Below are 24,091 nucleotides of genomic sequence, written 5' to 3'. Positions count from 1 at the left end.
CTGTTTATTATTTTTTTAAGATTATAAACCTAATTACTATTCAGTTATCAAATAGTTATAATACCTTTTCAAGATAGTATGATATTCTCTTTTTTAATCATGAAAGACTTTTAATTCAAATAGCCATTATTTGTTGTAATGTTATAATCAGTTTTTTTAATTATTTTTGATATATATATTACACTTACATGCAATTTATAATTAAAGAACTATCAACAATAGCAGAAATGGTTGCTCAAATTGCTACCATGCAGTATTTATATCCCAATTTGAGTTTGGAAAAATATGAAGAATACATTTCGGAAATGGTTCCTCATAATTATACTCAAATTGCAGTTTTTGAAAATGATGTTTGTCTCGGAATTTCTGGTTGTTGGTCGTCTACAAAACTTTGGTCAGGGAAATACCTTGAGATTGATAATTTTGTTGTGCATCCTGATCATCGTTCAAAAGGAATTGGGAAATTATTGACAGATTATATTGAAAAAAAAGCACTTGATTTAGGCTGTTCAAATATTGTTTTAGATGCTTTTACATCTAACTTTGCAGCCCACCGTTTCTATTACAATCAAGGATATGGGCCAAAGGGGTTTCATTTTGTGAAAATCCTTGATGAAAACAAGCTGACATAATACAAAATGACATAACATTTTCTTATTGAATCAACAAAAGCGGTATTAAACCAAAGAATTGGTTATTTTTGTTTTATAAATTTTATCACTACAATTATTTTGGGATTATATAAAAATCTTTTTAAACAAACAGCTATTTACGGGCTTGCAACTGTATTGCCACGAATGCTGAGTTTTTTATTAGTACGTTTATACACGGGTATTTTGCCAACTGCAGAATACGGAGAAGTTTCTATTGTACTATCTTGGATGGTATTTTTTAACGTAGTTCTATCTTACGGTATGGAAACTGCCTTTTTTAGGTTTTATAATTCTGAACCTGATAAGAAAAATGTAATTGCAACTTCTACAATTTCTATTTTTTGGTCATCGATTATTTTCCTTTTTGCAGCATTGATTTTTAGAAATACATTGGCAACTCTAGCGGAAGTTGATGTACAATATATTACTTATTCGGTTTGGATTTTAGTTTTAGATGCACTCGTGTTAGTGCCGTTTTCTAAACTTCGTGCCAATCAGCGACCAATGGTTTATGCTGCAATAAAAATTGGAAACGTAGTAGTAAATCTTGTTCTGAATATTTTCTTCTTGATGTACTTACCAACTCTTGCAGCTGAGCATCCTAACTCAGTTTGGGATAATTTATATGTTGAAAATTTCCAAATTGCTTATATCTTCATTGCTAACTTGCTAGCGAGCTTAGCTACTTTCATTGTACTTTCTCCTAATTATCTTTCGCTTGGACGAAAATTTGATCCTGTTTTATGGAAAAAAATGATGAAATATGGTCTGCCAATTTTGGTTGCTGGACTTGCTTTTGCAGTCAATGAGCATTTCGATAAAATCTTATTAGGTTATTTATTGCCGGAGAACATTGCTAAGTCAGAGGTTGGAGCTTACTCAGCCTGTTACAAACTTGGATTGTTCATGGTGTTATTTGCAACAGCATTTAGATTAGGAATAGAACCGTTCTTTTTTAGTCACGCCAAAAATGAAAATGCTCCACAAACCTATGCTGTAATTACAAAGTATTTTGTGATTCTTGGATCTTTGATTTTGTTAGGTGTAATTGTTTTTGCAGATATTTTAAAAATACTTCTATTAGATAATAAATCATATTGGGAAGCTATGAAAGTGGTTCCATTAATCATTCTAGCCAACTTTTTCTTAGGTATTTACAATAACTTATCGGTTTGGTATAAACTAACAGATAAAACAAAAATTGGTGCTTACATATCGATAGTTGGAGCAATATTGACTTTAGTGTTAAACTATTTATTGATTCCAAAATACAGTTACTACGGATCTGCAATTGCAACAATTTCTGCTTACGGAAGCATGATGCTTATTTCATATGTTTTAGGGAACAAATATTATCCAATACCTTACGATATGAAGAAAATCGGATCCTATTTAGGCATTTCGATTCTGTTCTCGATTGTTTCTTTTTACGGATTCAGAGAGAACTATTTTGTTGGGATTCCATTATTACTTGTGTTCGTTTATTTTGTTTACCACAACGAAAAGGAAACTATCAAAGGAATACTTAGTAAAAAATAACAATTTTAAAATTTACATTTAGCTTTAAAAATATAATAATGACAATTAATATTATCAACAAATCACAACACGCTTTACCTAACTACGAAACAATAGCTTCGGCAGGGATGGATTTACGTGCTAACTTATCTGAATCAATAACATTAAATCCTTTAGAAAGAACAATAGTTAAAACGGGACTTTTTATTGAATTACCTATTGGTTACGAAGCACAAGTAAGACCAAGAAGCGGATTGGCTGCTAAAAAGGGGGTAACGGTATTAAATTCTCCAGGAACCGTTGATGCAGATTATAGAGGTGAGATAGGAGTTATTTTAGTAAATTTATCGAATGAACCTTTTGTGATTGAAAATGGAGAAAGAATTGCACAACTAATCATTGCTAAACATGAACGAGCAGAATGGGTTGAAGTAAATGAACTTTCTGAAACATCAAGAGGAGAAGGCGGTTTTGGAAGTACAGGAGTGAAGTAGTTTTCAGTTACAGTAATCAGTTTATATACAGTGGAATTGAATAACCAATGCAATTTACTTTACACTCTTAAAATTAAATGAATATAGCTTAGCAAACTTTGCATAAAACTTTTGTGAACTTTGCGGTAAATAAAAAATAAAATATGAAAATAATTGTTCCAATGGCTGGTCGCGGATCTAGACTAAGACCACATACTTTAACTGTTCCTAAACCATTAATTCCAGTTGCAGGAAAATCAATTGTGCATCGTTTGGTTGAAGACATAGCGAAAATACTTAAAGAACCTATTGAAGAGGTTGCTTTTATATTAGGAGATGAAGCCTTTTTTGGAGAAGAAGTTGTGTTAAGCTTGCAAGAGTTGGCACAAAGTTTGGGTGCAAAAGCATCTATTTATCGTCAAGACATGCCTTTAGGTACAGGACATGCGATTATGTGTGCCAAAGAATCTTTATCAGGACCAGCAGTAATTGCTTATGCAGATACTTTAATTAGAGCTGATTTTGAGTTAGATCCTGCAGCTGATGCTGTAATTTGGGTAAAACAAGTTGAGCAACCAGAAGCATTTGGAGTGGTTAAGTTAAACGCTAATAATGAAATCATTGAATTGGTTGAAAAACCAAAAGAGTTTGTTAGCGATTTAGCAGTTATAGGAATATACTACTTTAAAGAAATAGAGATTCTTAAAAATGAGCTTCAAACGGTTTTGGATAATAACATTCAAAATGGTGGTGAATACCAAATTAATGATGGTATTAAAGCGATGATGGCTAACGGAAAAGTTTTTAAAACTGGTAGCGTAGATGAATGGATGGATTGTGGTAATAAAGATGTTACGGTTGAAACCAACTCAAGAATGTTAGGGTTTTTACATAATGATGGTGAACATCTTGTTGATTATGACGTGAAATTGGAAAATTCTACAATTATTCCACCGTGTTATATTGGTGAAAATGTAGTGTTGAAAAACGCAACTGTAGGTCCAAATGTATCTTTAGGAAAAGGATGTCACGTAATTGATAGCTCAATTAAGAATAGTTTGGTACAAACGTATTCACAAATAAAAAACGCCAATTTAGATAATGCAATGATAGGAAACCACGTTAGTTATGACGGTAAGTTTACAAGTATTAGCATTGGTGACTATTCTGTTTTAGAATAACCAAAAAGGTCAAGGTGTTCGTTTTTACTTAAAACAGTAGTAATAAAATGAAAAAAAGAGTTTTAATAATAGTATTTATGGCTTTGCTTGGCAATCAAGCTTCGATAATGGCTCAAACAGAACCAGAAGATATTGCTATGGCTGCCAATGAATTTCAAGACTCTTTTTATGAATCGTTATTGCAAAAAGGTATCGAAAATTATGATAAAGCAATTTCCGCTTTACAAAAATGCGAGAAACTTCAGCCTAATAATGCAACAGTTCATTTTGAATTAGGTAAAAACTATCTTTTTTTAAAGGATTATAGGAATGCTCAAATTTCGTTTGAAAAAGCAACTCAGTTAAATCCTAATAACAAATGGTTTTGGCTTGGCATTTATGATGTTTGTTATCAGACCAAGAACTATCCTTTGGCAATAGAAACGATTCAGAAGATTATTCCGTTTGATGAAGAGTATAAAGATGATTTAATTTCTTTGTACATGATTACAAATCAATTAGACAAAGCACTTTCATTAATTAATGAAATGAATGATAAGTTTGGAAAATCTAATGAAAGAGATCTATATAAGGCACAGATTTTGTCACAAGGTAAATATCAAGACGTAGAAATACAAAGTCTTTTAGATCTGATTAAGAAAAATCCAAAAGAAGAAATTAATTACATTGCTTTAATTGCTTTGTATGCAAAGAATAATGATGCGGATAGAGTATTAGAAATTACGCAACAATTAGAAAAAGCAATTCCAACATCGGAGTGGGCACAAGTAAGTTCTTTCAAAAGTTATTTAGATCAAAATCAGCCAGAAAAAGCAATTCAGGCAATGAATGTTGTTCTCGCAAATTCTAAAATTGATTCTAAAATAAAACACCGAATTTTAAATGAATTTTTAATCTTCGTGAGTAAGAATCCTCAATTTGTACCAGATTTAGATAAAGCAATTACTTATTTTAAGAATGATCCAGATGTAGATGTCGCAAAAGAAATTGGAAAGTTTTTTAATAGTAAAAATCAATTTGATCAAGCGGTTAAATATTATGAGTTGTCGGTAAATTCCGTTTCAGAAGTAGATATTGAAACGAATTTACTTTTGCTTCAAGCATACACCGAAACGAAACAATACGATCCGATGGCAAAACGTTCAGTGGTAATGATAGAGACATTTCCAACGCAACCACAGTTTTATTTTTATTCCGGTTTGGCTAATAATCAATTGCAACAATTTAAAAAGGCAAAAGACGTTCTAGAAATGGGACTTGATTATGTTGTAGATGATTTAACGTTAGAAGCAAATTTTAACATTCAGTTAGGAGAAGCTTATAATGGTTTAGGGGATATGAAGAAAAAAGAAACGTATTTTGCGAAGGCAAATCAATTATTAAGACAAAAAAAGTAAATTTTGATGAAGAAGTATCTAATGATATTGTTACTCGTTTTTATCGTTTCGTGTAAATCGAAATCGGGTGCAGTACAAGGAAACAATACTAAAGAAGAAGTTAATCTTATTTCTGCAAAGAAAATTATCGACGGACATTACAACAATAAATTACAGTTTTCGACTTTATATATTAAAGCAAGTGCAAAATATTCAGATGATAAACAAAGTCAGAATGTTACTGCTGAGATAAAAATTAAAAAAGACGAACAGATTCTAGTGAGTATTCGTTTTCTGGGTATTACAATGGCAAAGGCTTTGATTACACCAGATTCAGTAAGCTATTATGAAAAAATAGGAGGTACTTATTATGAAGGCGATTTTAGTAGCTTGAGTAAATGGTTGGGTACAGATTTAGATTATGATAAAGTTCAAAACCTTTTATTGGGTCAAGCAATCGATGATTTAAAGAAAGGAAAATATACCGAAACATTAATTGATAGAGTATATCGATTAGATGAAGCAAAGGAGCAGGACATTAAAAAATCATTTTTCTTTGAAGCGGATAAATTCTTGTTAGAAAAAGAACAGATTTCACAAACGTCAAAAAATATCATGATGCAAATAGCATACGGTGATGCCAAAACTTTTGACCAAGGAATACTTCCTAGAGCTATTGCTATAGAAGCTATTCAGCCAAAAGGAAAGACAGAAATCAATTTAAATTACAACACAATTACTTTTAATGAGGAACTTTCTTTTCCTTATAGTGTTCCAAATGGATATAAAAAAATTATAATTAAGTAAGTTTGCAAAAATATATTTTAAAGATGCCAAAATTTCTCCTAAGCCTAATTTTTATTTGCACCACTTCATTGATGTGGGCACAAGATTCGCAACAAGAAAAACTGGAACAACGTAAAGCTCAGATTCAACAAGAAATTAGAGACAATGAGAAAATGTTACAATCTGTAAAGAAGAAAGAAAAATCTGCAGTAAATGAATACATAGTACAGTCTAATAAAATTAAACTTAAAGAAAAATTAATCAATACTACCGAAAAGCAAACGAAGCTTTTGAGTAATGATATGTATATTAATCAAGTAAAAATTAATAAACTTAAGAAAGAGTTAGAGGTACTAAAAGAAGATTATGCCAAAATGATTCTTAAGTCATACAAAAGTCGTTCGGAACAAAGTAGAGCCATGTTCTTGTTGTCTTCAGAAAGTTTTTTGCAAGCTTATAAGCGAGCACAGTATATGAAACAATATACAAATTTCAGAAAAAATCAGGGAGAAGAAATTAAATCAAAATCACTTCAACTAGGGGATTACAACGCGAAACTTGATGGGCAAAGACAAATAAAGAAAAAGATCATTGCCGAAAATGAAAAGGAAAAAATATCTTTAGAGCAAGAGAAGAAAGAACAACAAAAACTCGTTAACTCGATTAAAAAAGATAAGAATAAAATTATTGCGGACACAAGAAACAAACAACAAGAATCGAAAAGAATTGACAGACAAATTGATCGTTTAATTCGTGAAGCTATTGCCGCAGCCAACCGTAAAGCAGCAGCTGAAAAGGAAAAAGCTACTGGAACGAAATCTGTTGCTGTAGTATCTGATACAAAAATTGCATTAACAGCTGAAGCAAAATTACTTGCCGCCGATTTTAAAGCCAATCGAGGAAAATTACCTTGGCCCGTAGAAAAAGGATTTGTATCATTAGGTTACGGAGATCAACCGCACCCTATTTATAATTCACTGGTAATTCATAATAGTGGTGTCGAAATCACGACAGAGTCAGGTTCAAATGCAAGAGCCGTTTTTGAAGGTGTTGTATTTAGTGTTATGGTATTAACTCCGATAAACAAAGCAGTAATGATTCAGCACGGAGATTATTTTACAGTATATCAAAACTTAAGTTCTGTATCAGTAAGTAAAGGAGATAAAGTAAGTGTCAAACAAAGTATAGGTAAGATTAGAACTAGTGGTGAAACTGGAAAAACAACTATTAAATTCTCAATACTTCAAAATACAACTTATAACAATCCGCAGAGCTGGTTGTATAATATGTAATATCAAACGGGACTTATGTCCCGTTTTTTTATAGCCATTTTTGAATTATACACAACGGGTTTAGATTTAATCATATTGTTCTAAAAAGTACCTTACCACATCGGTTGTTGTAACAATACCTTTAAGTTCTCCATTATCGACTACAGGTAATGCATGAAATTCTTCTTTTACAAAAAATTCAGCTAAGTTTCTTATAATCATATCCGATGATACTGTTTTTGGTTTTGAAGTCATAACTTGTGGGATGGTGAGCATATCAAGGATTGCTTCGTCGGCTCCTTCCTGTCCTTCAAATAGAGCACCAAAGGTTAATCGGTTAATATCTGTGCGGCTTATAATACCAACAACTTCTTTTCCTTTAACAATCGGTAGGTGTCTAATAGTATTTTTTCTTAGCTTTTCGACTACATCTCTAAGGCTATCATTTTCGTTTGCCGTTACTACAGTTTTTGTCATTATATGACTTATTGGTTCTCTCTTTTTCATAATAAAGTTTTTTTGTTATATCTTCATTAAAGTTGTAGAATATTTCTGATAAAAAATATGATTTTTATCAGCTTTGTAAATTGAAATAAGGAATGAATAATTATCTCAATTTTGGTTTTTTATTAAAAAAGAGTACCGAAATTTGCGCTAAAGAAAATAAGAGTATAAAAATGCTCTTATTGTTCATTTGAAAATGTATCGATTGACATTTAAAATAGTATTTTTGCATTATGGAAACAAATAGACAGAAAAAAATAGGCGGTGTCATCCAAAAGGATTTGGTTGATATTTTGCAAGGTGAAGTGAGAAAAAACGGAATTAATAATTTAGTAATTTCAGTATCCAAAGTTATGGTCACTTCTGATTTATCGGTGGCTACAGTATATTTAAGTATTTTTCCTCAGGAGAAAGCAAAAGAAACTTTAGAAGGAATTAAATCGAATTCAACTTTAATCAAACATGATTTAGCGCAACGTGTACGTTTACAATTGCGTCGTGTACCAAACTTGGTATTCTTTATTGATGACTCATTAGACTATATTGAAAAAATAGACAATGCTTTGGCAAACAGAGATAACCCAATTGAAAACCGTGATCTTTTAGAAAAAAGAAGAAAATCATAGTTTGAACTTTCCCCTTTACATAGCCAAACGATATATTTTTAGCAAGAGTAAGAACAATGCTATCAATATCATTAATCGTATTGCCAGCCTTGGAATAATTGTTGGTACAATGGCTTTGTTTGTGGTTTTGTCTGTTTTTAGTGGGCTAAAAGTATTCAGTCTTTCTTTTACAAATGAAATAGATCCTGATTTAAAAATTGAAAGTACTTATGGGAAATCATTTTTGGTTACTCCAAGTCAGGATACTCAAATCAAAAAAATTGATGGGATTGCTTCGTACACTAAAATAATCGAAGAGCGCGTTTTGTTTATTTTTAATGGAAAACAACAAGTTACCTACTTAAAAGGTGTGGATAGTAATTATCCAGTTGTCAATGATATTAGAAAAAAACTCTTTAACGGGCAATGGTTAAAACCAGGTACATATCAGGTTGTTGTTGGTTATGGAATTTCCAAAAACTTTTCGATGGGGATATTGGATTTTGAGAATCCATTGCAGGTATTTGCACCTAAACCTGGAAAAGGAACAATCGAAAATCCAGAAGAAGCATTTAGTAAAACAGATGTATTGCCTGTAGGTATATATTCAATAAGTGAGGATTTGGATTCTAAATATGTTTTTGCTGATTTAGGCTTAGTACAAGAACTTCTTGAGTACAAACCCAATCAGATTTCTGGAATTGAATTTAAGCTAAAACCAAATGTCAACGAATCAAAAGTTGATTCTCAATTGCAAGCTATTTTCAGTAATAAAGTAACTACAAAGAACAGAGCACAACTTAATGCGTCTTTGTATAAAATGCTTAATACGGAGAATATTGCAGTCTATTTAATATTTACATTGGTCATTATTGTAGCGCTGTTTAATTTGATTGGAGCATTAATTATGATGATTCTGGATAAAAAAAGTAATTTGAAAACGCTTTTTAATCTAGGAACAGAAATTAAAGATTTGCGAAAAATATTTTTGCTACAAGGAACATTATTAAGTTTGTTTGGTGGTTTGTTAGGTCTTCTTTTAGGGATTATCTTAGTTATGTTACAGCAACAATATGAGCTTATTATGATTACCCCGACACTCGCTTTTCCTGTTGTTTTCAGTCTTGAAAACGTATTTATTGTTTTAGGAACGATTCTTTCACTTGGATTTATAGCTTCCTTGATAGCAAGTACACGCGTAAGTGCAAAATTGCTAGATTAGATTTTATTCTAATTAAATAATAATAATACTTATATTTATAGTCTCAAAAAACGTAATGCTATGATAGTTTCTGCCTAATCCTATTTTATTATTAGAATAATTAGGATGTCTTTAAATTTTTAAGTCCAACCAATAAATGGTCCTGGACAATTTTATCTTATATTCTAAATTATCATGACAGAAACAACAATACAGAAAAGTTTATTTTCTCGAATTTTCTCAACAATAAAACAAGCAATCAAAGGAGATGAATCTTTTGATTATACTTCAGGTAGCATAAAAAAAGCTGTAATTCTGCTAGCTATTCCAATGGTATTGGAAATGCTTATGGAATCTGTTTTTGCATTAGTAGATTTATATTTTGTGGGCCATCTAGAACACAGTAGTTTTGCTATTCAGGCAGTTGGACTTACAGAGTCGGTTATTACAATTGTTTATTCTATTGCAATTGGTATTAGTATGGCTGCAACAGCAGTTGTCGCTCGTCGTATAGGAGAAAAAGATCCTGTTGCCGCCGCAAAAGCAGGGATGCAAGCCATTTTAATAGCCTTTGCAATTAATAGTGTAATAAGCATTCTGGGATTTATTTATGCCAAAGAAATTTTATTACTCATGGGAGCATCAGCAGAAGCTGCTGAATACGGTTATAAATTCACCCAAATTATGATTGGTGGAAGTTTATGTGTCATGCTTTTATTTCTTATCAATGGAATTTTCCGTGGTGCAGGAAATGCAGCTATAGCCATGAAAAGCCTTTGGATTGCTAATATTTGTAACATTATCTTGTGTCCTATTTTAATTAATGGATTTGGACCAATTCCAGCCTTTGGATTAGTTGGAGCTGCGATAGCAACAACTTCGGGAAGAAGCATAGGTGTATTATACCAATTGTATCACCTTTTTAATGGAAGAGGTGTTTTAAAAATCGTTTCATCTTACTTTATCCCAGATTTTAAGCAAATCAAAGCTTTGGTAAAAATAGCAGCTCCTGGAGTATTGCAATTTGTTATAGCCTCTTGTAGTTGGATATTTCTTGCACAACTGGTAGCTACAACAGGAGGAGATCATGGTTCAGCAGGATATCAAACGGCATTGCGTATTATGATGTTTTTTATTCTTCCTGCTTGGGGATTAAGTAATGCTGCCGCTACTTTGGTTGGACAGAATTTAGGTGCCAAACACATTGACCGTGCAGAAAAATCAGTTTTTACTACTGCAAAATACAATGTCATTTTTATGGCAACAATAATGCTCATTACATTCTTTTTTGCAAAATACATAGTTTCATTTTTCACCTATGATATAGTAATTCAGGAAATAGCTGTCGAAGCATTGCAGATTATGAGTTCTGGATATATTTTCTACGGAATCGGAATGGTACTAATTAATACCTTCAATGGCGCTGGAGATACTTGGACACCTACAATGGTTAATTTCGTTGGATTCTGGTTATTGCAGATTCCATTAGCCTATGTTCTAGCAAAACATTTCAAGATGGGACCAACGGGAGTTTTTATAGCAATTCCTGTTGCAGAAACGGCTATTACTTTGGCAAGTATCGTATTATACAGAAAAGGAAAATGGAAACGTATTCAAGTGTAACCATTTTTAAGAAGCTAACATGAATTGCACAAATTGCCACAAATTAATTCGTGGTAATTATACAAGAATAGGAAAACGAAGAATCAATTTATGATTATAAAAAGAAAGACCGTCAATTGACGGTCTTTCTTTTTATATTTTTCTAAACAAATTCATAACCAGCATATACTTCCTGGATTTCATTCATTACATTAAATAATCCTTGAGGATCATCAATTGTAACTAGTTTTTGTTTGTATTCTTTAAACGAATGAATTCCTTTAAAGTAATTGGTATAATGACGACGCATTTCTACAATTCCTAAGCGTTCTCCTTTCCATTCCATCGACCATGTGAGATGGTTTCTAGCGGCTTCTACACGATCACTAACTGTTGGCGCAGGCAAATGCTCACCTGTTTCAAAAAAGTGCTTTATTTCGTTAAAAATCCATGGATACCCTATTGCAGCACGACCAATCATAATACCGTCGATGCCGTATTCATTTTTAAACTTCAATGCTTTCTCTGGGCTATCGATATCTCCATTTCCAAAAATAGGCATTGTAATTCTTGGGTTGTTTTTTACACGAGCAATATGAGACCAGTCTGAATGTCCTTTGTACATTTGTGCGCGGGTTCTGGCATGAATCGTTAAAGCTTGCACTCCAATATCTTGTAAGCGTTCGGCAACTTCATCAATGTTTATGGAGTTATCATCCCAACCCAAACGAGTTTTTACAGTAACAGGTAAATTAGTACTCTCGATAACCGCTTTGGTTAAACGTACCATTAAGTCAACATCTTTTAAAACTCCTGCACCAGCACCTTTACAAACTACTTTTTTTACAGGACAACCAAAATTGATATCAATCAAATCTGGGTTTACGGTAGTAACAATTTTTGAAGACATTGCCATTGCTTCTTCATCTCCACCAAAGATCTGAATTCCAACAGGACGTTCGTAATCAAAAATGTCTAATTTCATTCGGCTTTTAATTGCATCACGAATTAATCCTTCCGAAGAAATAAATTCCGAATACATTAAATCAGCTCCATGTGTTTTGCACAATCTACGGAATGGTGGATCACTCACATCTTCCATAGGAGCGAGTAGTAAAGGAAATTCAGGTAATTCTATGTTGCCAATCTTGACCATCTTCAATATTTTTTGCAAAATTACAACTTTTTTCTTTATAAGGTACAAAGGTTCAGAGGTGCATAGGAACAAAGAAGGTATTCGTCAAATTATTTAACTGCAAAGGACGCTAAGATTTTTATGTTATAGTTTTATATACACAAACACAAAGTTCGCAGAAGCTATGTTATTAAGCTTTGCGAACTTTGTGTAAACCTTTATTACTTTGAGCTTTTGTCCCTTTGAACCTTAGCTAACTCGATTATCAAAAAACCGAATTGGTTTACGACTCATCGGGTTAAAAACTAATGGATTTAATATTTCTTTTGAGGTGAATTCTATTTTTGGAGTTACTCTTAATTTGGCTCTAAAATGATCTTTTATTTCATGTAATAATTCATCCGTTGGATTCTTCACTGCAATTTTAATCAAAATTTCATCCGTTCCTAAATCATTGGTAAATATCTCGATGATATGATTTTCGATAGCATCAAAATCACTTAAAACATCATTCATTGCAGGGGGATAAAGGGTTGTTCCTTTATATTTTATCATTTGCTTTTTGCGTCCAACAACGGGACCTACACGTAATGTATTTCTTCCACAGGCACATGGAGTGTCGTGTAACTGAACGATATCTCCTGTTTTAAAACGCAATAGAGGCATGGCTTCGATACCTAAAGTAGTAAATGTTAGTTCACCAACTTCACCATTTTTTACAGGATTGTTATCTTCATCAAGTACTTCTACAATTATTAATTCAGGATGATGATGTCCTCCATTTTCATGTTCACATTCCGTAAAAGCAGTGCTCATTTCGGTAGAAGCATAAGTAGAATATAATTTAATGTTCCATTTGTCAGTTATTTTTTTAGACAAAATATTCATCGAAAAATCTTGGTTTCTAAGTGGCTCTCCAATACAAATTGCACCTTTTATGCTCGAATTGTTATAATCGATATTATGGTTTTCGGCATATTCAATCAACTTTAATAAAAATGAAGGAACCGTTATTAAATAGGAAGGGTTGTATTTTAAGATAGAATCCCATTGTAGTTCGGGTATTCCTGCGCCAACACGAATTACACCTACTTTTAATTTTCGCAATCCTAAAAAATAAGCCAATCCAGCCATAAACTTACGATCAATTGTGGTCATAAGTTGTACAATATCGCCTTCTTTAATTCCTGCACAATCAAAAGAAATAGCTTCATTATAAGCTAATCTATCCAAATCAGAATCAGTTAAACCAAAAGTTACCGGATCTCCTAAAGTTCCAGAGGTAGTTGCGAAATCAATAATTTTTGTAATTGGAACACATAAAAAATCATCATTATTAGTCTGAAGATCTTCTTTGGTGGTTACAGGTAAAAGTTGTAGATCTTCTAGTGTTTTAATCTTAGAAACATCAATTTTATTTTTCTCAAAAAGGTTTTTATAAAAAGGGGATTTCTGACTTATATATGCCAAAAACTCCACTAATTTTTGCTCTTGAAAATTTTTAATTTCTTCTAAAGAACCTTTTTCTATTTCTGGAATCATTATAACTTGCTTTTGATTTTTTTAATATATTTTTCAACTTTCTGTTTTTCAGGAAGTGTAGTAATTTCTTTTGTTAATGCTTTTTCAAAGTGGTTTTTTGCCAAAGCATATTCTTTTGTTTGATAATAATACAATCCAACTTTATAAAAAACTACCCAGTAATCTGGATTTAAGGATTGATACTCCTGAATAAATTCAGTTGTAATTTTATCTTTATTTTTTAAATAGGAATCAATTTTTTGATCTTCAATCCTGAATTTTTGATACTTTTTAAATTCGGTTGTAGCTAAAAAGGGATCTTTAGAAATATTCAATTCACTTCGAGACAAAGATACAATTGTATCAGTTTGTTCTCGGCTTTTAAATATTTTATTCAGGTCATAACAAACAAACTCTCCTAATTGATATGGATTGGCAGAAACCCATACTAATTTTTCTTTGGGTTTAAAAATCACACCATGATGTGCCATTAACTGGTTTAGCGCCTTTTCGTTGCCATAGCCAAGTTTTATGTTTTCTAACCCATCTTTGTTTCTAAGTATCTCGGCTGCTTTCTTTGGATTTACTTTTGGAGTTTCTTCAAAAAGTTCGATCATTCTGTCATATCTGTATTTTGAATGACTATTCAGAATTTGATTTTTATTTCGCTTGTCGTCTTTTAAAGCATCGCTTTGGAAATGATTGGAACAAATAAGTTGGTCATTATTTGGTACTTCATACACCCCAAATTTATCTGGAGAAACTTCTATTAAAACAGCTTTATTATCATTAGAACTTCCGACCATAATTGATTCAGAAACAAAAACAGTTGTTTTTTTTGCAATAGCAATAGCTTCATCTATGTTGGTTGCGTACTGTAAAATTTCACGAGTAAGAATAGAAATAGGCGTTTTTGCAATTAGTGGTATTTTTGATTTTCCGGCATTGATAGTCACTGTTAATCCTTCTTGATTCATTCCTGAAACTGCCCCGATCATTCCTGGCCAAGTAACCATCATAAATGGATGTCCTGTTTTTGGTTTTATAAAGGCTACTATTTTGTCTTTTGCGAAAGCATCATTTACATAAAAATCGAAATTGCGACCAAGAATTAAATTTTCATCTTCAGATTTTTCTCCCCAAGTAGCAAAAGAGGAACAACCTACCATTGCTAAATCTTGAAGTGCATGTCCAATATCATGAGCGGCATGTAAATATAAACTGCGTAAATATTGTGATGCAATTGCGTCGTAATCATGAGATGTATATTTTGAAACACCGTAAATTTCGGTTTGATATTCTTCGGGAACATTGAGATATAATTTACGATTGTACCATTTTAAAAAATTACGAAGCATTTTTTGCTTGAATTTTGAATGGACTATATCCTGAATTTTAGAGAAAAAAATGCGTTCTTGTTTCTTTAAAAGAGAATCAGTTAGTGCTCCTGAATTGAGGCCAATCTGGTAAGCATCACCTTCTAGATAAAGCTCCCATAGTCCTTGCTTATTTTTTAAGAAGAAGTTGCTTCCAGATGAAAATACCGAATCAGAATGCTTTTTTACAATTGGTAAAGTTGTATCATAATTGGCCGTAATGGGCTGATGATGCATTGATTTTGAAGTGCCACAGGATAGAAACAGCAACAAGAAAATGATTAATGAGGCGATCTGAATTTGCTTTTTCATAATTAAAAATTATTCAGAGGCTTGATTAATTTTAGTTACTAGATATTCTTTTCCAACTATTTCTGAACAAGTAACAACGGCACCAATAGTTACGCCCAAAACACCATGCATATTAATACTTTGTCCTGTTAAGTACAAATTATTTAGTTTAGTTTTGGAAGCAATAAATGATTTCATCGGATTATTTGAATCTTTGATGTAACCATACATATTTCCATTGTGACCACCAATATAATCACGATAAGAAAGTGGAGTAGAAGTATGTATTGATTGAATACAGTCTTTTATTCCTGGAAATTTTATTTCAATCTCGTTTAAGAATTTTGTAGCTTTTCGTGTTTTAAATTCTTCATAACTTTCGCCGCGATCATTTTTTTCGGCAGTAGTATTAAATGTATCTGCCCAAGGGGATAAATCTTCGAATTTCATGTAAGTAATAAAGGTCATACCATCAGCCCATTCTTCCTCTTTTTTGGATGCATTCATTGATGCCATATAGGCTTTAGGCCAAGTATTATCATCGTATTCATGTGCGGTCCAAACTTCATTACTATTTTTAAAATGATAGTAATTATGATTGAGGTATTTAAAAGTATTTGGTTTAAAAACGATGTACAAACTAAATGCCGAGATTACTCCTTCGAGACTTTGGATTCGACTGTAAAATGATTTTCGGAAGTTTTCTTCGCCAACCATTTTTAATGTTGTTTTTGGTTCAATATTTGAAATAAAATAAGTACCAGAAACTTCGGTTCCATCTTTCATTGTAACAGAAGTTACATCATTATTTTCAGTATTAAAACGAACTACTTCTTTGTATTTATAAACTTCTCCGTTATACTTTTTTAATTGTTTGATGAGTTGTTTTGTAATTTGACTACCTCCATTTACGCAACGCCATGAGCTTTGTATGTATGAGTTTACAGATAGCGCGTGGACGTAAAATGGGGATTTATCTTCTATACCTGCATATAAAAAATTAGAACCAGCAAGTACAGCTCTTAATTGCTTATTATCAGTTACAGAATCAATGGTTTGTTTTGCATTTAAAGTCAAAACATCACTATCATATTTCCCTTCCCATTGTAAATTGTACAAAGGGAATGAATCACAAGTAGTTCTTACTTTTTCACAATAATTTTCTATTGCTTCTTTTTCTTCTGGAAAGTGTTTTAATAATTGATTCGCAAAGTTTTCATATCCTTGTGCATGTGGATATTCTTTGTTCTCATCTTCAAATGAGATGATATCAAAACCATCTTCATCCATTTTTTTTAGTTTCAAATTATCCATTATACCTAGATATTTGAAATATTTATACAAATTTTGACCTTCGCTTAATCCTCCAATGTAATGGATTCCAGTATCAAAAATGGTTTTGTCTCTTACAAATGTTTGAAGGTTGCCTCCAAACTGATTATTTTTTTCGAGGACACAAACGCTATATCCTTCTTTGGCAAGAATAATAGCCGAAACTAGACCGCCTAAGCCGCTTCCTACGATAACAACATCATAACGCTCTTTCATGCTATTCTTTTTTTAAGACTATAATTTTGTCATCTTCATTTGTACAATGGTAGCCAAAATTAAGTATTGTGTTTTTTAAACTTGTGCTATTAATTAAAATAATGCTAGAGGTAATGGGAATTATTTTTTCGATTAAAGTACTATGATGTTCATCAGAAATTAAAATCACATCATATTGTTTCTGCAATGCAGGCTCAAGATTTTCTAGATAGTGTATCGTTCTTTTTTTAACGATATAATTGGTTTGTGCAACGGCATATTTTTCTTCATCGGTTGTATAAGAATCTACCTTTCGTTGTGGTTCTTGTAATGTTAGTAGTAAATCTAGTTCACCATAATCGTTGGTTAAATGCAAAATCTTAGCTTTAGGGCTTATGTATTTGTTTAACAGATAATAGGTTTCTAAATTGGTGTTTATATTCTTTTTTACACTGTTTATTATTTCTAATTCTTTGTAGTCAAAACTATTAATAACCATTTTCTTGAAATAATCGGGACCTTCAAGTTTCTCACGAATTTTCTTGAATTCGGTTTTAAAGAAAGCACTTATCAGTTTTGTTCTTTCGGTATAATTTTTTCCAAAAGAAAGATTCTCAGGAGTAATTCGGTCAAGGATAGAAATAGTTATAGCGCTATCGTATATAATGAAGTCTCCTTTTGGTAAAGCTTCTGAAGCGCCGTGAATTACAATAGGAATAATGTCTAGATTAAAATGTTCTGCAAGATAAAAGGCACCTTTATGGAATCGTTTAATTTGATTGCTCTCAGAGCGGGTTCCTTCTGGAAATACCATTAATGAATATCCTTCTTCTATTTTTTGTTGCAAATGTTCTATACCACCTTCAAGTCCCTCGGAAACGGGATAAAAACCTGCTTTTCTTACTGTAGCACCGAATATAGGGGAATTATAAACCCAATCGCTAACTAGGTAAATAATTTTGGGACTAAGCATTCCAACTGCTAGAATATCTAAAAAAGAAGAATGATTGGCAATAAGTACTGCTGGTTTTTCAAATTTTTCATTATTTATATTAATCACTTTTTTATGCATAAAGGGATTGGAATATAAAACGGATTTCATGAATTTTGAAATGAAATATCGGAATGCTTTTATTTTTGTCTTTTCTTTTAATGGTATTATTTTCATAATCGTCAAACTAAATATTGACATTAAAACGCCTCCTGAACCATAATAGAAAAAAGATATTACACCTTGTATGAATGTACGTAGCTGGAAAGGAGCTTTTCCATTTTTAGGACGATTGGACAAGAATAACTTGAATAAAATTGGGTAAAAAATAAATGTAATTATTAGTGCTGCAAATACTCCAATTAATGAGATTGACGAAATAGATTGTAATGCAGGATGTTTGGCAAATATTAATGCGCCAATTCCTAGAATAGTTGTTATTACGGCAAGAATTATAGATGTTCTATAGATTGCAATTTCATTCTTTCCAGTTGTATATTCTTTCTGTAATGCACTTGTCATGAAAATACTGAAATCAACTCCATGCCCAAAAATTAATGTACATACAATCATACTGAAAATGTTCAGTTGGATCCCAAAAAGCCCCATTATTCCGGCAGTTACAATTCCTGTTAATGCAATTGGAATGCAACTTATGATAACCAACTCAATTCTTCGGAAAAAGAAAAAGAGAATAAGTATTACAGCAACAAAAGAATAATTTACAAGGGAATTGAAATCACTATTTAGGGTACTAAAAAAAGTTTCATTCATTTGTTGGCGATCAATTGCCAGTAAATTGTCTTTGGATGAAGCCGTTTTTACAAAGTTATCACGCTGTTGAGGCGTAACTTTTACTAATGTTGAGATTGTGAAAAAGCCATTTTTTTCACTTATAAATTCTTGTAATTGTAAGGCGCTAATTTTTAAATAATCTTGATACGAAATGGGTTTAAAGTTAGCATCAAGATGGTCAAAGAAAGCGGAATATGTTGTAGGTTTAAAACCAAGTTTAGCTCCTTCAGTAATCAATTGGGATTTTAAAAGTTGTTTTTTATTAGCATCCCAAAATGAATTCCATTTATCAACTTTTTGCTTTTGCTCTTTTTGCGAAAGCATAATCCCTCCTACGGAACTGTAATTTAGTATTTTATTTTGCTGTTTGTCTTTTGCTAAAGTATTAAAAAGGAGGCTGTTGTTTTGCAAAACTTCCTCCATACTATTTCCGTAAGAAGCTAGATAAATAGTTTTAGAAGTTAAGCTGGTTGTACTTTCTTCTAATTTTTTTTCGGCAGCCTTAATTTCTTTAGGAACAAAATTTAGCTGTGATAAATCATTATTAAAACCAACATCATTATAGGTGAAACAACAAACGATTGTGATTAGAACGCAAAAACCTATTAAGATTTTATTGTTATGAAATGAAAAATGAGCGAGTTTATCAATCGCATTCTTCTTGTGTTCAAAATTATTTTCTTTTGGTTTGTATAAATGAGGAACAATAAGAAGCGAGAAAATTGCAGATGCCATTACGATTACTGCTGCAAAAATCCCTAGGTCATTTAATGCATCTGATTTTACAAAGAGCAAGCACAAGAAAGCAACAGCAGTTGTAGAACTACTCATAATAACAGGCATTGTAATGTCTTTGTATAGTGTTTTTACATCGCTGTTGTGCTTGTAATGCGTTAGAATATGGATGGAATAATCTATTGTAATACCTAATAGTATAGATCCGATTCCTAGTGAAATTGCCGAAATTTGTTCTTTTACAAAATATAAAAATGCAACGGCAAATAAAGCACCAAATACGGTAGGAAGAAAGATGATTAACGGTATGAAGACTTTTCGATAAAATAAAATCAAAATAAGCATTAACGTAATCATTGCAATAGTTGTAGTAAGTACAATATCGCTTTTAATCTGGTTGGCATTTGCAACTGCAATAAGTGCAGAACCAAAATAGCTTACAGAAGCTTTTGTTTTAAATTGCTTGTTTAAATTGTCTTTTATAGTATTTAGCTTTGCTGCAAAAAGGGAGTTCTTTTCTGTTTCGCTAGAAGGCAAATTAGAAGTAATAAAAAGTAGCAATTTCTTTTTGTCTTTGGTCATCACAAAACCATTATCGAGAGTAAAATCATCACCAACATTTAATTGTTGTAGCTTTTTTAAGGCTATAAATGAAATTCCTAATGGATCTTGTAATATAAAATCTTTGGTAATAAATCCCGAAGGAGAAATTATTGATTTGTAATTTCCTTGTACAGTTGCAGCAATACTGTCTTGTTGTAGTTTGGATTGAATGGTTGCATAGTCTTTATCTTCTAGAAAAAGTGGCACATTGTTGTAAACAAAATCAATTGTTTCTTGAATGTTTTCTTCGTCGATTTTTCCTTGTACAGCTGTTATATACGGTTTGCAAGTTTTGGCAATACTATCAGTAAAAATAGCTGCCATTTCTTTTAATTCATCATCAGTTCCCTCTTTTTCAAGTTGAAAAATTACAGTGATCTTATCTGCAAAGTTAAGTTGTTTCAGTACTTTGGCAGTAACATCGGCCTTATCGTTTGTTGGGATAAGTTTGGTAATATCTTCTTCAAATTTAATTTTTGAAGCAAAGAATCCAAATATAAAGAGCAATGCGATTGCCAAAAAAACCGATAGCGATTTTCTTCGGTTTACAAATAAATGTATGGCGTAGAAATAATGATGCATGCTTATTTTTTAATTTTTTTTGTATTAAATATTGTCAAAATCAAATAGGACGTTAATCCCAGTAATGATGCCATTAAGGTTGCTAAAATAAGACTTCCGACAATATATTGTGTTATGTTGTTGGAAACATCAGAAAGTACCATTGAATCATTTTGTATCAAAGAGGAATTGCTAGATATAAAAAGGCTTCCTGTTTTTAACGACCCATATATTACTAATGGAATTAAAGGAGGTAAACTAACATTTGAAGCTAAAAAAGCAATGACTTTATTGAGTTTGAATACTGTGGCAAAGAAAAGAAGTAATACTGTTTGAAATCCCCAAAATGGAGAAATTCCAATAAATACTCCTAATGCAATTGCAGATGATTTTTTGAAATTAGATTCATCACTTTCTAGAATATCTTCAAGAAGGAATTTTTTAAGGCCTTTTTTTTTTATTTTTCTAACCAAATCTCTTGGTTTGATGTAGACAAGTGCAATAATAACCAGGACTGTATTTAAAATACTAATTCGGGTAAAATCTTTGAACGGTCGAAAATGGGAAACTCTTTCCAACGGATCATAAAGAACTTTAACTGGAATGTTTTTAACTGGAATTCCTTTCCATGCAGCGCGTACAATTACCTCAATTTCGAATTCAAATTTTGGCGTGTAATATCTTTTAGGAATTAGTTGCAATGGGTACAAACGAAATCCGGATTGTGTATCTTCAAGACGAATTCCTGTTTCAAACCAAAACCAGAAGTTTGAAAACTTGTTTCCAAAACTACTTTTTTTAGGCACATTTTCTTGAGTCATATTACGACTTCCAATAAGTAAACTATTCGGTTCGTTTTGAATAAAATTAATAAAGGAAGGAATATCCGAAGCGTAATGTTGTCCATCAGAATCAATAGTTATCGCATATTCATAATTTAATGCAATTGCTTTGTTAAATCCATTTTGTAATGCAATTCCTTTTCCTTGATTTTTTGGATGATGAATTTGAATAAGTTCAGAAAAACTGTCTAAAATTTCACTTGTTTTATCTGTTGATCCATCATTGACTACAATAATATCTTTGGTGTAGACCAAAATAGAATTAAGAACTTTTTCTAATGTTTTGTTGTTGTTGTATGTAGGTACAATAACACAAAAATTAGTTTGACTAAGTTGTTCCTCTTGAGATAAAATAGGTTTCATTTTATGGTGTTCTTTAACTACTGTATCGTTTGTTTTTCTGTAGCAGAGAAACTTTTAGATTGTAGAATAAAGTTTTTTAAGTATTCTTTTAGCGCAGTATTTTGTTCATTATAATGTGCTAGAATAAATTTTTTATCTTCTTTGATGTTTTTCTTATAACCTGTAATTCCAGGAACATTTTCCTGAATGCTTAAACGAATCATTCGTATTTCTATAGACTTAGGTTCTTTGGCAATAGTGCTTTCTAATAATAGCGCCCCTTCTTTGAAACGACTCATCTTTGCAGATATTTTCTTCTCATACTTAGAATCCAATAGGATAGAAGCAGCTTTATAAGCAACTAGAATATTTTCGTCGGTATCAGAAATGCTTGATAACTTAGCGGTAAAACTTTTAGCACTAGTTTCAGAATCTGAAGCTGTTGGGTATATTTTTCTAATTGTAGCAAGATCTGGAGTACTTACTAAATTCACTAATAAAAACAATGAGATAAATAGTTTCATAATTAAGCTTTTTTATAAACGTTACTTAATTTTAAAGCAACAGTTTCGTTAAAATAAGTTGTGTTTTTTACCTTTATTAAATCATCTTCGGTTGTGGTAATATCCAATTCTAAACGTAATTCAGGAGTAACTTCAGGGTTAATTAAAGCCATGAATTTAACATTACTAAGCGTTTGCATCATTAAGCTACTTTTGGTAATTGTTTCCGAAATTTCTTTTATAATCTGTATCATACATACTCCGGGCATTATTGGATTATCTGGAAAATGACCTTTGAAAACATCATGTTTGTCATTCACCATGATAACAGCTTCGTATTTTGAACCACTTGGGTTTTCTAATGAAAGTACTTTATAAAAGTCTTTTAAAACCATAATTGTATTTTTTATTTTGTCTTAAATGTATAAGTTGCACCAAATTGGAATACTAAATTTGTATTATCGTTTCCATATGAATAATCATTGCTATATGAATTTGTTAAGCCTTTTTTGACTCTAGCTTCAAATGAAACTCCATTTTTCAAGCTGTATCCTAATCCTCCAATAATCCCTAAATCGATATCCCCACCTTTGGTAAAACTTCTTTCGTTTCCTTTTGGTTCTACTTTAAAACTATCAGCAACAAGTATATCGAAAAAAGGACCTGCTACGACATAAAAGTTATCATTAAAATTCAGCTTATTAATCGTAATAGCCGAAATATAGTGCAAAGATACATCTACGTTGCCTTGATTGTAAATTGTAATGTAATTATTTGTTGTAGCGTCATAATAACTGGTACTACCCATTTTTTCATTTCCTTTGGCTCCTTGTCTTGAATACGTTAATTCAGGTTGAAGTGTGTAGAACTTTGAAAACTTTAAAGCTCCAAATCCCCCAATATAAAAATCGGTTTTGTTTCCAAGATTTGAATTAGTCAATTTAGAAATGTTAATTCCAGCTTGTATTCCTGGTTTAAAAGTGACTTGAGCTTGCGTTTTTATTACTGTTATAAGAACGAAAACGAGAATTAAAGATATTTTTTTACTCATAATTTATTTAAAATAGTATTAAAAGGATTATTTTCCAAAAGAGTATGAAGCTCCAAGCTGAAACAAAAAATTTGTATTATAATCGCCAAATAAATTGTCATTATTATTTGCAGAATAGTTGTCGTCAAGTACATCAATAATACCCTTTTTAACACGAGCTTCTAATGTTAAACCAGAAGGTAATTTATATCCAATTCCAGCAACAATTGCTAAATCGACATCAGAAAATCTTCGTTTCAAATTATCATTTAAAACAAAATCTAATGTAGGGCCAACTTGTAATTGAAAACCATTTCCAAAAGTAAATTTATTCATTACAGCAGTTGACAAGTAATTTAACTTTAGATCTTTACGTTCTATTTTTTCAGTATTAGTAAAATAATCATAATACGTTTCAGTTACATTGTTTGAACCTTGTTCAGTATAGGTGATTTCGGGTTGTAAAGTGTATCTTTTGGCTAATTTTATCTCACCAAAACCTCCCACATAAAAACCAGTTTTATAAGAAGAATGTGTTTCTGTAAAAGTTGAAAAATTCAAACCTGCTCTTAAACCGGGTTTAAAAGTTACTTGCGCTTGTACTTGAATAATGGTTACACAGGCAAGTATTGAAAATAATAAGTGCTTATAATTCATTTTATTTTTTTG

General features: G+C 31.6%; 21 protein-coding genes. 10 read left to right on the top strand and 11 right to left on the bottom strand.

Annotated elements, in window-relative coordinates:
* Positions 1 to 188 precede the first annotated feature (188 nt).
* The 7 genes from QWY99_RS20240 to QWY99_RS20210 all read left to right on the top strand — a co-directional run bounded on the left by QWY99_RS20240 (position 189) and on the right by QWY99_RS20210 (position 7,279).
* Entirely contained in the window at positions 189 to 632 is a 444-nt protein-coding gene (locus tag QWY99_RS20240) for a GNAT family N-acetyltransferase (RefSeq protein ID WP_290267517.1), read from the top strand.
* A 99-nt stretch (positions 633 to 731) separates the two neighbouring features.
* The gene (locus QWY99_RS20235; protein ID WP_290267516.1) at positions 732 to 2,192 is read left to right on the top strand and encodes a lipopolysaccharide biosynthesis protein; all 1,461 of its coding nucleotides are present in this window, start codon (positions 732 to 734) and stop codon (positions 2,190 to 2,192) included.
* A 38-nt stretch (positions 2,193 to 2,230) separates the two neighbouring features.
* The gene (dut, locus tag QWY99_RS20230) at positions 2,231 to 2,665 is read left to right on the top strand and encodes a dUTP diphosphatase (protein WP_290267515.1); all 435 of its coding nucleotides are present in this window, start codon (positions 2,231 to 2,233) and stop codon (positions 2,663 to 2,665) included.
* A gap of 143 nt (positions 2,666 to 2,808) precedes the next feature.
* Positions 2,809 to 3,825: a sugar phosphate nucleotidyltransferase gene (locus QWY99_RS20225; protein ID WP_290267514.1), complete on the top strand. Its 1,017-nt coding sequence runs from the start codon at positions 2,809 to 2,811 to the stop codon at positions 3,823 to 3,825.
* A gap of 47 nt (positions 3,826 to 3,872) precedes the next feature.
* A complete protein-coding gene (locus QWY99_RS20220) occupies positions 3,873 to 5,222 on the top strand; it encodes a tetratricopeptide repeat protein (RefSeq protein ID WP_290267513.1) in 1,350 nt (449 codons plus the stop codon).
* Between the two features lie 6 nt (positions 5,223 to 5,228).
* Complete coding sequence (gene lolB1, locus QWY99_RS20215) at positions 5,229 to 6,008, top strand: lipoprotein insertase outer membrane protein LolB1 (protein ID WP_290267512.1); 780 nt, start codon at positions 5,229 to 5,231, stop codon at positions 6,006 to 6,008.
* Between the two features lie 23 nt (positions 6,009 to 6,031).
* Entirely contained in the window at positions 6,032 to 7,279 is a 1,248-nt protein-coding gene (locus tag QWY99_RS20210) for a murein hydrolase activator EnvC family protein (protein ID WP_290267511.1), read from the top strand.
* 66 nt (positions 7,280 to 7,345) lie between these two features.
* Here QWY99_RS20210 and QWY99_RS20205 read toward each other — a convergent pair whose 3' ends face one another.
* Positions 7,346 to 7,765: a CBS domain-containing protein gene (locus QWY99_RS20205; protein ID WP_290267510.1), complete on the bottom strand. Its 420-nt coding sequence runs from the start codon at positions 7,763 to 7,765 to the stop codon at positions 7,346 to 7,348.
* A gap of 230 nt (positions 7,766 to 7,995) precedes the next feature.
* Here QWY99_RS20205 and rbfA point away from each other — a divergent pair, with 230 nt between their 5' ends.
* The 3 genes from rbfA to QWY99_RS20190 all read left to right on the top strand — a co-directional run bounded on the left by rbfA (position 7,996) and on the right by QWY99_RS20190 (position 11,191).
* Complete coding sequence (gene rbfA / locus QWY99_RS20200; protein WP_290267509.1) at positions 7,996 to 8,388, top strand: 30S ribosome-binding factor RbfA; 393 nt, start codon at positions 7,996 to 7,998, stop codon at positions 8,386 to 8,388.
* Position 8,389: 1 nt separating this feature from the next.
* Positions 8,390 to 9,589, top strand: coding sequence for an ABC transporter permease (locus QWY99_RS20195; protein WP_290267508.1), 1,200 nt, complete (start codon positions 8,390 to 8,392; stop codon positions 9,587 to 9,589).
* Positions 9,590 to 9,763: 174 nt separating this feature from the next.
* A complete protein-coding gene (locus QWY99_RS20190; RefSeq protein ID WP_290267507.1) occupies positions 9,764 to 11,191 on the top strand; it encodes an MATE family efflux transporter in 1,428 nt (475 codons plus the stop codon).
* Between the two features lie 142 nt (positions 11,192 to 11,333).
* On the opposite strand, the gene dusB is transcribed toward QWY99_RS20190, so the two are convergent.
* The 10 genes from dusB to QWY99_RS20140 all read right to left on the bottom strand — a co-directional run bounded on the left by dusB (position 11,334) and on the right by QWY99_RS20140 (position 24,079).
* On the bottom strand, positions 11,334 to 12,326 hold the full coding sequence (gene dusB, locus QWY99_RS20185) for a tRNA dihydrouridine synthase DusB (RefSeq protein ID WP_290268265.1): 993 nt from the start codon (positions 12,324 to 12,326) through the stop codon (positions 11,334 to 11,336).
* A gap of 228 nt (positions 12,327 to 12,554) precedes the next feature.
* The gene (flxY, locus tag QWY99_RS20180; RefSeq protein WP_290267506.1) at positions 12,555 to 13,847 is read right to left on the bottom strand and encodes a flexirubin biosynthesis putative acyl-CoA ligase FlxY; all 1,293 of its coding nucleotides are present in this window, start codon (positions 13,845 to 13,847) and stop codon (positions 12,555 to 12,557) included.
* On the bottom strand, positions 13,847 to 15,514 hold the full coding sequence (locus QWY99_RS20175) for a C45 family autoproteolytic acyltransferase/hydrolase (protein ID WP_290267505.1): 1,668 nt from the start codon (positions 15,512 to 15,514) through the stop codon (positions 13,847 to 13,849). Before QWY99_RS20175 ends, flxY begins: the two co-directional genes overlap by 1 nt.
* A 9-nt stretch (positions 15,515 to 15,523) precedes the next feature.
* The gene (locus tag QWY99_RS20170) at positions 15,524 to 17,041 is read right to left on the bottom strand and encodes a phytoene desaturase family protein (protein ID WP_290267503.1); all 1,518 of its coding nucleotides are present in this window, start codon (positions 17,039 to 17,041) and stop codon (positions 15,524 to 15,526) included.
* Between the two features lies 1 nt (position 17,042).
* Positions 17,043 to 20,726 (bottom strand): MMPL family transporter, encoded by a 3,684-nt coding sequence (locus QWY99_RS20165; protein WP_290267502.1) that lies wholly within the window; start codon positions 20,724 to 20,726, stop codon positions 17,043 to 17,045.
* Positions 20,727 to 20,728: 2 nt separating this feature from the next.
* Complete coding sequence (locus QWY99_RS20160) at positions 20,729 to 21,910, bottom strand: DUF2062 domain-containing protein (RefSeq protein WP_290267501.1); 1,182 nt, start codon at positions 21,908 to 21,910, stop codon at positions 20,729 to 20,731.
* 17 nt (positions 21,911 to 21,927) lie between these two features.
* Positions 21,928 to 22,413 (bottom strand): hypothetical protein, encoded by a 486-nt coding sequence (locus QWY99_RS20155; RefSeq protein WP_290267499.1) that lies wholly within the window; start codon positions 22,411 to 22,413, stop codon positions 21,928 to 21,930.
* A gap of 2 nt (positions 22,414 to 22,415) precedes the next feature.
* Complete coding sequence (locus QWY99_RS20150) at positions 22,416 to 22,787, bottom strand: ApeI family dehydratase (RefSeq protein ID WP_290267497.1); 372 nt, start codon at positions 22,785 to 22,787, stop codon at positions 22,416 to 22,418.
* Positions 22,788 to 22,798: 11 nt separating this feature from the next.
* Positions 22,799 to 23,443 (bottom strand): porin family protein, encoded by a 645-nt coding sequence (locus QWY99_RS20145; RefSeq protein WP_290267496.1) that lies wholly within the window; start codon positions 23,441 to 23,443, stop codon positions 22,799 to 22,801.
* Between the two features lie 27 nt (positions 23,444 to 23,470).
* Positions 23,471 to 24,079 (bottom strand): porin family protein, encoded by a 609-nt coding sequence (locus QWY99_RS20140; protein WP_290267495.1) that lies wholly within the window; start codon positions 24,077 to 24,079, stop codon positions 23,471 to 23,473.
* Positions 24,080 to 24,091 lie beyond the last annotated feature (12 nt).

Origin of the sequence: Flavobacterium branchiarum (assembly GCF_030409845.1) — a bacterium.
Taxonomy (GTDB): Bacteria; Bacteroidota; Bacteroidia; order Flavobacteriales; family Flavobacteriaceae; genus Flavobacterium; species Flavobacterium branchiarum.
Note: the sequence above shows the minus strand (reverse complement) of the source record. Positions and strands in the feature narration are given on the sequence as shown.

What these genes read in the sequence shown, in the direction of transcription:
- QWY99_RS20240 (WP_290267517.1), top strand. Translation starts at nt 189, where the DNA reads ATGCAATTTATAATTAAAGAACTATCAACAATAGCAGAAATGGTTGCT.
- dut (WP_290267515.1), top strand. Translation starts at nt 2,231, where the DNA reads ATGACAATTAATATTATCAACAAATCACAACACGCTTTACCTAACTAC.
- QWY99_RS20225 (WP_290267514.1), top strand. Translation starts at nt 2,809, where the DNA reads ATGAAAATAATTGTTCCAATGGCTGGTCGCGGATCTAGACTAAGACCA.
- QWY99_RS20220 (WP_290267513.1), top strand. Translation starts at nt 3,873, where the DNA reads ATGAAAAAAAGAGTTTTAATAATAGTATTTATGGCTTTGCTTGGCAAT.
- lolB1 (WP_290267512.1), top strand. Translation starts at nt 5,229, where the DNA reads ATGAAGAAGTATCTAATGATATTGTTACTCGTTTTTATCGTTTCGTGT.
- QWY99_RS20210 (WP_290267511.1), top strand. Translation starts at nt 6,032, where the DNA reads ATGCCAAAATTTCTCCTAAGCCTAATTTTTATTTGCACCACTTCATTG.
- QWY99_RS20205 (WP_290267510.1), bottom strand. Translation starts at nt 7,765, where the DNA reads ATGAAAAAGAGAGAACCAATAAGTCATATAATGACAAAAACTGTAGTA.
- rbfA (WP_290267509.1), top strand. Translation starts at nt 7,996, where the DNA reads ATGGAAACAAATAGACAGAAAAAAATAGGCGGTGTCATCCAAAAGGAT.
- QWY99_RS20190 (WP_290267507.1), top strand. Translation starts at nt 9,764, where the DNA reads ATGACAGAAACAACAATACAGAAAAGTTTATTTTCTCGAATTTTCTCA.
- dusB (WP_290268265.1), bottom strand. Translation starts at nt 12,326, where the DNA reads ATGGTCAAGATTGGCAACATAGAATTACCTGAATTTCCTTTACTACTC.
- flxY (WP_290267506.1), bottom strand. Translation starts at nt 13,847, where the DNA reads ATGATTCCAGAAATAGAAAAAGGTTCTTTAGAAGAAATTAAAAATTTT.
- QWY99_RS20175 (WP_290267505.1), bottom strand. Translation starts at nt 15,514, where the DNA reads ATGAAAAAGCAAATTCAGATCGCCTCATTAATCATTTTCTTGTTGCTG.
- QWY99_RS20170 (WP_290267503.1), bottom strand. Translation starts at nt 17,041, where the DNA reads ATGAAAGAGCGTTATGATGTTGTTATCGTAGGAAGCGGCTTAGGCGGT.
- QWY99_RS20165 (WP_290267502.1), bottom strand. Translation starts at nt 20,726, where the DNA reads ATGCATCATTATTTCTACGCCATACATTTATTTGTAAACCGAAGAAAA.
- QWY99_RS20160 (WP_290267501.1), bottom strand. Translation starts at nt 21,910, where the DNA reads ATGAAACCTATTTTATCTCAAGAGGAACAACTTAGTCAAACTAATTTT.
- QWY99_RS20155 (WP_290267499.1), bottom strand. Translation starts at nt 22,413, where the DNA reads ATGAAACTATTTATCTCATTGTTTTTATTAGTGAATTTAGTAAGTACT.
- QWY99_RS20150 (WP_290267497.1), bottom strand. Translation starts at nt 22,787, where the DNA reads ATGGTTTTAAAAGACTTTTATAAAGTACTTTCATTAGAAAACCCAAGT.
- QWY99_RS20145 (WP_290267496.1), bottom strand. Translation starts at nt 23,443, where the DNA reads ATGAGTAAAAAAATATCTTTAATTCTCGTTTTCGTTCTTATAACAGTA.
- QWY99_RS20140 (WP_290267495.1), bottom strand. Translation starts at nt 24,079, where the DNA reads ATGAATTATAAGCACTTATTATTTTCAATACTTGCCTGTGTAACCATT.